The 9,285-nt window shown below is 65.0% G+C and carries 8 protein-coding genes; all 8 read left to right on the forward strand.

Annotation, left to right across the window (positions count from 1 at the left end; all coding sequences use genetic code 11):
- The first annotated feature begins 221 nt into the window (after positions 1-221).
- The 8 genes from IP86_RS27110 to IP86_RS27145 all read left to right on the forward strand — a co-directional run bounded on the left by IP86_RS27110 (position 222) and on the right by IP86_RS27145 (position 8,994).
- Positions 222-1,022: a DeoR/GlpR family DNA-binding transcription regulator gene (locus IP86_RS27110; protein WP_054165567.1), complete on the forward strand. Its 801-nt coding sequence runs from the start codon at positions 222-224 to the stop codon at positions 1,020-1,022.
- Between the two features lie 175 nt (positions 1,023-1,197).
- Positions 1,198-2,739: a glycerol-3-phosphate dehydrogenase gene (gene glpD, locus IP86_RS27115; RefSeq protein ID WP_054165562.1), complete on the forward strand. Its 1,542-nt coding sequence runs from the start codon at positions 1,198-1,200 to the stop codon at positions 2,737-2,739.
- Positions 2,736-3,815, forward strand: coding sequence for an ABC transporter ATP-binding protein (locus IP86_RS27120; RefSeq protein ID WP_054165563.1), 1,080 nt, complete (start codon positions 2,736-2,738; stop codon positions 3,813-3,815). Before glpD ends, IP86_RS27120 begins: the two co-directional genes overlap by 4 nt.
- An 11-nt stretch (positions 3,816-3,826) precedes the next feature.
- The gene (locus IP86_RS27125) at positions 3,827-4,930 is read left to right on the forward strand and encodes an ABC transporter ATP-binding protein (RefSeq protein WP_054165564.1); all 1,104 of its coding nucleotides are present in this window, start codon (positions 3,827-3,829) and stop codon (positions 4,928-4,930) included.
- The gene (locus tag IP86_RS27130) at positions 4,930-5,832 is read left to right on the forward strand and encodes a carbohydrate ABC transporter permease (RefSeq protein ID WP_054165565.1); all 903 of its coding nucleotides are present in this window, start codon (positions 4,930-4,932) and stop codon (positions 5,830-5,832) included. The genes IP86_RS27125 and IP86_RS27130 overlap by 1 nt, the downstream gene beginning before the upstream one ends.
- On the forward strand, positions 5,832-6,638 hold the full coding sequence (locus tag IP86_RS27135; protein ID WP_011159940.1) for a carbohydrate ABC transporter permease: 807 nt from the start codon (positions 5,832-5,834) through the stop codon (positions 6,636-6,638). The genes IP86_RS27130 and IP86_RS27135 overlap by 1 nt, the downstream gene beginning before the upstream one ends.
- 157 nt (positions 6,639-6,795) lie before the next feature.
- Positions 6,796-7,122, forward strand: a complete 327-nt coding sequence (locus IP86_RS27140; RefSeq protein WP_054165566.1) for a DUF2160 domain-containing protein — start codon at positions 6,796-6,798, stop codon at positions 7,120-7,122.
- A gap of 126 nt (positions 7,123-7,248) precedes the next feature.
- On the forward strand, positions 7,249-8,994 hold the full coding sequence (locus tag IP86_RS27145) for an ABC transporter substrate-binding protein (protein ID WP_054165568.1): 1,746 nt from the start codon (positions 7,249-7,251) through the stop codon (positions 8,992-8,994).
- The last annotated feature ends 291 nt before the right edge of the window (positions 8,995-9,285 follow it).

Below are 9,285 nucleotides of genomic sequence, written 5' to 3' on the forward strand. Positions count from 1 at the left end.
TGAGTCCTCATCCTGAGGAGCCCGGCGCAGCCGGGCGTCTCGAAGGATGGGGCCACGCATCGCTTGCGGCCCATGGTTCGAGACGGCGCTGCGCGCCTCCTCACCATGAGGTTCTGCTTGTTACGAGCGTCGAAAAGCGGCGGCGTGGCGGCCCATGCGCCGTGCGTTGACGCGGGGCGCGAACGGTCGCACCATGGCTCAGATTCTTTCCAGGTGTGCGCGTGACTGCCCTGAGCCAACGTCAATCCGAAATTCTCAATCTCGCCCGTGCTTCGGGGCGGGTGATGGTGGATGATCTTGCCCGACGGTTCGAGGTGTCGGCGCAGACCATCCGCAAGGATCTCAACGATCTGTGCGACCAGCGCTCGCTGACGCGCATTCATGGTGGCGCGATCATCGCGTCGGGTGTCGAGAACCTCGCCTACGAGGCGCGCCGCTTCGTCGCCGCCGAGGAGAAGCGCGCGATCGGCGCCGCCGCGGCCGCGCAGATTCCCAACGGCTGCTCTCTTTTCATCAACATCGGCACCACCACCGAAGAGGTCGCTAGCGCGCTCACCGCGCATCACGAATTGCTGGTGATCACCAACAACCTCAACGTCGCGATGCAGCTCTACAAATATCCGCGCATCGAAGTCATTGTCGCCGGTGGCACGGTACGGCGCGCCGATGGCGCGGTGATCGGCTCGGCCGCGATCAGCCTGATCGGCCAATTCAAGGTCGACTACGCGATCATCGGCGCCTCGGCGATCGACGAGGAAGGCGCGCTGCTCGACTTCGACTACCGCGAGGTGCAGGCCGCGCAGGCGATCATCGCCAACGCCCGCAGCGTAATGCTGGTGGCGGATTCGACCAAGCTGCGCCGCAGCGCGCCGGTGCGGATCGCGCATCTCAGCCAGATCCAGACCTTCGTCACCGACGAGGCACTGCCGCCGGCGCTCCAGACGATCTGCGAGGCGCACGGCATTCAGGTGATCGAAGCGCTGCCGAAACGCGCCGAAGATCTCGACGACACGGCCGCCTGACGTCATCCAACCTGCTGTAAATATTTGGCTATTTCGGCGATCCCAGAAGTTGCCGCAGAATCGTCACATGCCACTTGCTTTCGTTTTGTATTCTGATCTATTTCGCTTCGAAAGAAATTCGACAGAAGCGAAAGCTGCAGTGCAGCAATTCGCAAGCGTTGGGTGAGGAGCGTTCGTGGCAAAGGTTTTCGATCTCGCGATCATTGGCGGCGGGATCAACGGCTGCGGGATCGCGCGCGACGCGGCCGGCCGCGGCAATTCCGTATTCCTTTGCGAAATGAACGACCTCGCCAGCGGCACCTCGTCCTGGTCGACCAAGCTGATCCATGGCGGCCTGCGCTATCTCGAATATTTCGAGTTTCGGCTGGTGCGCGAGGCGCTGATCGAGCGCGAGCGGCTGTGGCAGATCGCGCCGCATATCATCGGTCCGCTGCGCTTCGTGCTGCCGCATCATTCCGGGCTGCGCCCGGCGTGGCGGCTGCGGCTCGGGCTGTTCCTCTACGACTACATCGGCGGCCGCAAGCTGCTGCCGCCGACCCGGTCGGTCGATCTCGCGCACGATGAGGTCGGCAAGCCGCTGATCCCCGGCCGCTTCAGCAAGGGCTTCGAGTATTCCGATTGCTTCGTCGACGACGCCCGGCTGGTGGTGCTGACCGCGCGCGACGCCGCCGACCGCGGCGCCGAGATCCGCACCCGCACGCGCGCGGTCGAAGTGCGCCAGCACGACGGCATCTGGCACGTCACCACCGAAGACAGGCGCAGCGGCGCGCGCAGCACCATCCAGGCCCGCGCGCTGGTGAATGCCGCCGGGCCGTGGGTCGAAAACGTGCTGGCGTCTGGCTCGGGGGTGAATGCGACCTCGAAGGTGCGGTTGGTGCAGGGCTCGCACATCGTGGTGCCGAAGCTGTACGCCCACGACCGGGCCTATATCTTCCAGAACGCCGACGGCCGTATCGTGTTTGCGATCCCGTATCAGGGCGATTTCACGCTGATCGGCACCACCGATCGCGACTATCACGGCGACCCGTCGCAGGTGAAAGCGACGCCGGAGGAAATCGCCTATTTGTGCGATGCGGTCAGCGGTTATTTCGCCAAGCCGGTGACGCCCTCGGATGTGGTCTGGACGTTCTCGGGCGTGCGGCCGCTGTATGACGACGGCGCCAGCGAGGCCAAGGCGGCGACGCGCGACTACGTGTTCGAGCTGGACAAACCGGGCGGCGCGCCGCTGCTGTCGATCTATGGCGGCAAGATCACCACCTATCGCCGGCTGTCCGAAGAGGCGCTGGAAAAGCTCGCGCCTTACGTCAAAGGCACGCAGGCCAAGGAAGGCTGGACCGCGCAGCAGCCGTTGCCCGGCGGCGACTTCGCCGTCGACGGCGGCCCGGCGCTGGTGGCGGATCTGATGCGCGACTACCCGTTCCTGGCACCCGCGCACGCTTATCGCCTGGTGCATGCCTATGGCACCCGCGCCCGGCAGCTGCTCGGCACCGCGACCTCGATGGCTGATCTCGGCCGCGACTTCGGCGCCACATTGACGGAGGCCGAGGTCCGCTATCTGATGAAACACGAATGGGCCTGCAGCGCCGACGACATCGTCTGGCGCCGATCCAAGCTCGGTCTGCGGCTGACGCCTGCGGCGATCACCGCGCTGGACGAGTGGATCGCGGCGAACAGCCTCGCCGAGAAGCCCCAGCAACAGGTGGGAGGCCGGGCATGAGTGTCAGCCTGGAGCACGTGACCCGGACGATCGACGGGATGCCGGCGATCCGCGACGTGTCGCTGACGTTGGAGCGCGGTACGCTGAGCGTGCTGCTCGGACCGACGCTGTCCGGCAAGACCTCGATCATGCGGCTGCTCGCCGGCCTCGACAAGCCGACCTCCGGCCGCGTGCTGGTCGACGGCAAGGACGTCACCGGCGCCGACGTGCGCAGCCGCTCGGTGGCGATGGTGTATCAGCAGTTCATCAACTACCCGTCGCTGACCGTGTACGAGAACATCGCCTCGCCGCTGCGCGTGCAGGGCAAGCCGCGCGCCGAGATCGAGCGCCGCGTGCAGGAGGCGGCGAAGCTCTTGAAGCTCGAGCCGTATCTGCAGCGCACGCCGCTGCAGATGTCCGGCGGCCAGCAGCAGCGCACCGCGATCGCGCGTGCGCTGGTCAAGGGCGCCGACCTGGTGCTGCTCGACGAGCCGCTCGCCAATCTCGACTACAAGCTGCGCGAGGAGCTGCGCACCGAACTGCCCAAGATCTTCGAGGCCTCCGGCGCGATCTTCGTTTACGCCACGACCGAGCCGTCCGAAGCGCTGCTGCTCGGCGGCCGCACCATCTGCATGTGGGAAGGCCAGGCGCTGCAGGTCGGGCCGACCCCGATGGTGTATCGCAAGCCCGATACGCTGCGCGTCGCGCAGGTGTTCTCCGATCCGCCGCTCAACATCGTCGGCGCCGAGAAGAAGGCCGGCACGGTGCACTATGCCGGCGGCGTGACCGCGCCGGCCAATGGCGTGTTCGCCGGGCTCGGCGACGGCGCCTATCGGGTCGGATTTCGCGCGCATCAGATCGCGGTGAAGCGCGCCGATCCGGATCGCCACGCGTTCCAGACCACGGTGGCGATCACCGAGATCACCGGCTCGGAGAGCTTCGTGCATCTCAAGCGCGGCGACGACAATTGGGTCGCGGTGCTGCACGGCGTGCACGAGTTCGAGCCGGGCCAGACGCTCGACGCCGTGCTCGATCCCGCCAATCTGTTCGTGTTCGACGCGGCCGATCGCCTCGTCGCCGCGCCGAAGCCAAACTGAGGGGCATCCCGATGGCGCGTATTGATCTGGTCGATCTCGCTCACTCGTATCTCGTCGGCGACAACCTGCCGCCGGCCGCCTATGCGCTGAAGCCGGTGTCGATGACTTGGCGGCAGGGCGGCGCCTATGCGCTGCTCGGCCCGTCCGGCTGTGGCAAGACCACGCTGCTCAACATCATCTCCGGCATCGTCACGCCGTCGCGCGGCAAGATCCTGTTCGACGGCAACGACGTCACGCAACTCTCGACGCGCGAGCGCAACATCGCGCAGGTGTTCCAGTTTCCGGTGATCTACGACACCATGACGGTGCGGGAGAATCTGGCGTTTCCGCTCAAGAACCGCGACGTCGCAAAGCCGGAGATCGACCGCCGCGTCGCCGAGATCGCCGATCTCTTGGACCTGACGCCGAACCTGAACCGCAAGGCAACGCGGCTCACGGCCGACGCCAAACAGAAGATCTCGCTCGGCCGCGGCCTGGTGCGTAGCGACGTCGCCGCGATCCTGTTCGACGAGCCGCTGACGGTGATCGATCCGCATCTGAAATGGGAGCTGCGCAGCAAGCTGAAGGCGCTGCACCGCGCGCTGGATCTGACGATGATCTACGTCACCCACGACCAGACCGAGGCTCTGACCTTCGCCGACACCGTGGTGGTGATGCACGACGGCCGTGTCGTGCAGAGCGGCACGCCGGAGGAGCTGTTCGAGCGCCCGGCCCACACCTTCGTCGGTTACTTCATCGGCTCGCCCGGCATGAATATCGTGGCGGCCGAGGTGAAGGGCCGCGAGGCGCTGATCGGCGGCCATGCCATCCGGCTGGCGCGCGGCTACGACAAGCTGCCCGCCGGCGCCAAGATCGAGATCGGTGTGCGGCCGGAATTCGTCCACCTCACCGCCAAGGCGCCGGGTGTGCTGTCGGGCCGCATCGAGCGGATCGACGATCTCGGCCGCATCCGCTTCGCCTCCGTGCGGGTCGGCGATGCGAAGTTCGCCGCGCGCGTGCCGGACGGCTTTGCGCCGACCGGCGACGAGGCCGGGCTGCAATTCGAACCATCGCGCATCCACGTCTACGCCAACAGCGAGATCGTCGAGGGCAGCGCATTGGAGCAAGTCGCCTGATGGACAAGGTCGTCAACCAGAAAGCCTGGTTCCTGGTGCTGCCGGTGTTCGCCATCGTGGCGTTCTCGGCGATCCTGCCGCTGATGACGGTGGTGAACTATTCGGTGCAGGACACCTTCGGCAACAACCAGTTCTTCTGGAACGGCGTCGGCTGGTTCAAGGAGCTGCTCGATCCGTCCAGCGATCTCGGCGGCCGGTTCTTTGCGTCGCTGTGGCGCAATCTGGCGTTCTCGGCCATCATCCTGGCGATCGAGGTGCCGCTTGGCATCGTGGTGGCGCTGGCGATGCCGCGCCACGGCTGGTCGGTGGCTTTCTGCCTGGTGATCATGGCGCTGCCGCTGCTGATCCCGTGGAACGTGGTCGGCACCATCTGGCAGATCTTCGGCCGCCCCGACATCGGCCTGATGGGCTACACGCTCAATCACCTCGGCTTCAACTACAACTACGTCTCCAATGAGTTCGACGCCTGGGCCACGGTGGTGGTGATGGACGTCTGGCACTGGACCAGCCTGGTGGCGCTGCTCTGCTACGCCGGCCTGAAGTCGATCCCGGACGCCTATTATCAGGCGGCGCAGATCGACGGCGCGTCGCGCTGGGCGGTGTTCAAGGCGATCCAGCTGCCGAAGATGCACCGCGTGCTGCTGATCGCCGTGCTGCTGCGCTTTATGGACAGCTTCATGATCTACACCGAGCCGTTCGTCGTCACCGGCGGCGGGCCGGGCAATTCGACCACCTTCATCTCGATCGAGCTGGTCAAGATCGCGCTCGGCCAGTTCGACCTCGGCAAGGCCGCGGCGCTGTCGATCGTCTACAACCTGATCATCATCATCGTCTGCTGGGTGTTCTACACCGTGATGACCAATGCGGGCGCCGAGCGCCAGCCGACCGAAGGGAACGCGTGATGCATTCGATCCCCGGCCGCCGCATCGTGATGGCGCTGTATCTGCTGTTCCTGATGCTGCCGATCTACTGGCTCGTCAATATGAGCTTCAAGACCAATGGCGAGATCGTCTCGACGATGACGCTGTGGCCGCACCAGCCGACGCTGGAGAACTACCGGACGATCTTCACCGATCCGAGCTGGTATTCGGGCTACATCAACTCGCTGCAATACGTCGTCATCAACACGGTGCTGTCGATCTCGTTCGCACTGCCGGCGGCGTACGCGTTCTCGCGTTATCGCTTCCTCGGCGACAAGCACCTGTTCTTCTGGCTGCTGTCCAATCGCATGGCGCCGGCCGCCGTCTACGCGCTGCCGTTCTTCAATCTGTATTCGGCCCTGAATTTGTTCGACACGCCGTGGGCGGTGGCGCTGGCGCACTGCCTGTTCAACGTGCCGCTGGCGGTGTGGATCCTCGAAGGCTTCGTCTCCGGCGTGCCGAAGGAGATCGACGAGACCGCTTTCCTCGACGGCTACTCGTTTCCGCGGTTCTTCGTGAAGATCCTGATGCCGCTGATCGCCTCGGGCATCGGCGTCGCGGCGTTCTTCTGCTTCATGTTCTCGTGGGTCGAACTGCTGCTGGCGCGCACCCTGACCTCGGTCAACGCCAAGCCGATCTCGGCGGTGATGACCCGCACCGTGTCGGCCGCCGGCATGGATTGGGGCCTGCTCGCCGCCGCCGGCGTGCTCACCATCATCCCGGGGGCGCTGGTGATCTGGTTCGTCCGCAACTACATCGCGCGCGGCTTCGCGCTGGGACGGGTGTGAGCATGGCAATGATGTTGCACCTACGTTTCCCCCGTCATTGCGAGGAGCGTAGCGACGAAGCAATCCAGCTCCGCGCACTGGGCTCTGGATTGCTTCGCTTCGCTCGCAATGACGGAAGGGTTGTCTTCACCCGCAACGATCGAAGGGGAGCGTAATCATGGACTCCTTCGCATGGATGGCGTGGACCTGGCCGACGGCCGCGTTTTTCGTGGCTCTGGCGTGCACGCTCGCGACCATGACATGGCTCGCGGTGGCCTATCCGGAAGTCGAGCGCGTCGGCGTGCTGCGGATTCCGACGACGCGGGGCGACCGGCTGTTTCTATCGCTGATCCTCGCCGCCGTGATCCATCTGGTGTGGATCGCGGTGGTCGGGACCGACCCGCTGTTCACGCTGCCGGTCGGTGAAGGTGTCGAAGTGTCGAGCCTGTGGCTCGCCACGGGGCTGTCGCTGGTCTCTGCCGGTGTGATCTTTCGCACCGTCTGAGCCCGGCGAATGAGGAACAGATCCGGGATCAACCCGGGCCTGAAGTGTTGTCGCCAAACGGAGGAACCAAGGATGCGACACGTGATGGGACGCAAAACTCAGCTCGGCCGTGCGCGGCTGATGACGATGGCGAGTGCGGCGGCGCTGGTCGCGGCTTCGATGACGCTGGCGGCGCCGGCGTGGTCGGCCGACGACGCGGTGTTGAAGAAGTGGATCGACGAGGAATTCCAGCCCTCGACGCTGTCGAAGGAAGACCAGCTCAAGGAACTGCAGTGGTACGCCAAGGCGGCCGAGCCGTTCAAGGGCATGGAGATCAACGTCGTCTCCGAAACCCTGACGACGCACGAGTACGAAGCCAAGACGCTCGCCAAGGCGTTCAGCGAGATCACCGGCATCAAGCTCAAGCACGATCTGATCCAGGAAGGCGACGTCGTCGAGAAGCTGCAGACCCAGATGCAGTCCGGCAAGAACGTCTATGACGGCTGGATCAACGACTCGGATCTGATCGGCACCCACTTCCGCTACAACCAGACCGTCGCGCTGTCGGACTACATGAAGGGCGAGGGCAAGGACGTCACCGATCCGATGCTCGACGTCGAGGACTTCATCGGCACGTCGTTCACCACGGCGCCCGACAAGAAGATGTATCAGCTGCCCGACCAGCAGTTCGCCAACCTGTACTGGTTCCGCTACGACTGGTTCACCAATCCGGACTACAAGGCGAAGTTCAAGGCCAAATACGGCTACGACCTCGGCGTTCCGGTGAACTGGTCGGCCTATGAGGACATCGCCGAGTTCTTCACCAACGACATCAAGGAAATCAACGGCGTCAAAGTCTATGGCCACATGGACTACGGCAAGAAGGACCCGTCGCTCGGCTGGCGCTTCACCGACGCCTGGCTGTCGATGGCCGGCAACGGCGACAAGGGCCTGCCGAACGGTCTGCCGGTCGACGAATGGGGCATCCGCATGGAAGGCTGCCGTCCGGTCGGCTCGTCGATCGAGCGCGGCGGCGACACCAACGGTCCGGCGGCGGTCTATTCGATCGTCAAATATCTCGACTGGATGAAGAAGTACGCGCCGCCGCAGGCGCAGGGCATGACGTTCTCGGAGTCGGGCCCGGTGCCGGCGCAGGGCAACGTCGCCCAGCAGATCTTCTGGTACACCGCCTTCACCGCCGACATGGTCAAGCCCGGCCTGCCGGTGATGAACGCCGACGGCACGCCGAAGTGGCGCATGGCGCCGTCGCCGCATGGCGCGTACTGGAAGGAAGGCATGAAGCTCGGCTATCAGGACGTGGGATCTGCCACGCTCCTGAAGTCGACCCCGGCGGACCGCCGCAAGGCCGCCTGGCTGTATCTGCAGTTCATCACTTCCAAGACCGTCAGCCTGAAGAAGAGCCATGTCGGTCTCACCTTCATCCGTGAGAGCGACATCTGGGACAAGTCGTTCACCGAACGTGCGCCGAAGCTCGGCGGCCTGATCGAGTTCTATCGCTCGCCGGCTCGCGTGCAGTGGTCGCCGACCGGCAACAACATCCCGGACTATCCGAAGCTAGCGCAGCTGTGGTGGCAGAACATCGGCGACGCGTCGTCCGGTGCCAAGACTCCGCAGCAGGCGATGGACTCGCTGGCGGCGGCGCAGGACTCGGTGCTCGAACGCCTCGAGAAGTCGAAGGTGCAGGGCGAATGCGGTCCGAAGCTGAACAAGAAGGAGACCGCCGAGTACTGGTACGAGAAGTCCGCCAAGGACGGCAACATCGCGCCGCAGCGCAAGCTGGCGAACGAGAAGCCGAAGGGTGAAACCATCGACTACGACACCCTGATCAAGTCCTGGCCCGCCTCGCCGCCGAAGCGCGCCGAAGCGAAGTAAGCGGTCGAGAAGCCTCATGGTGAGGAGGCGCGTAGCGCCGTCTCGAACCATGAGGCGACCCACGCGGTGCTCGCCGCGTCATCCTTCGAGACGCCCGGCTGCGCCGAGCTCCTCAGGATGAGGTTTCTGCAAAAATCGAAAGGCCGGGAGCGATCCCGGCCTTTTGTTTGCTGAAGGCGAATTGATCCGCTGAGGCCGCCGCGCTGTGAGCGCGCTCCCTCGCCCCGCTCTTGCGGGGAGAGGGGTGGGGTGAGGGGCGACGCGAGCACTGAGTCTCGGCCGCGTGGACGC

The sequence above is a fragment of the Rhodopseudomonas sp. AAP120 genome, from assembly GCF_001295845.1.
In the GTDB taxonomy this organism is placed as follows: Bacteria; Pseudomonadota; Alphaproteobacteria; order Rhizobiales; family Xanthobacteraceae; genus Rhodopseudomonas.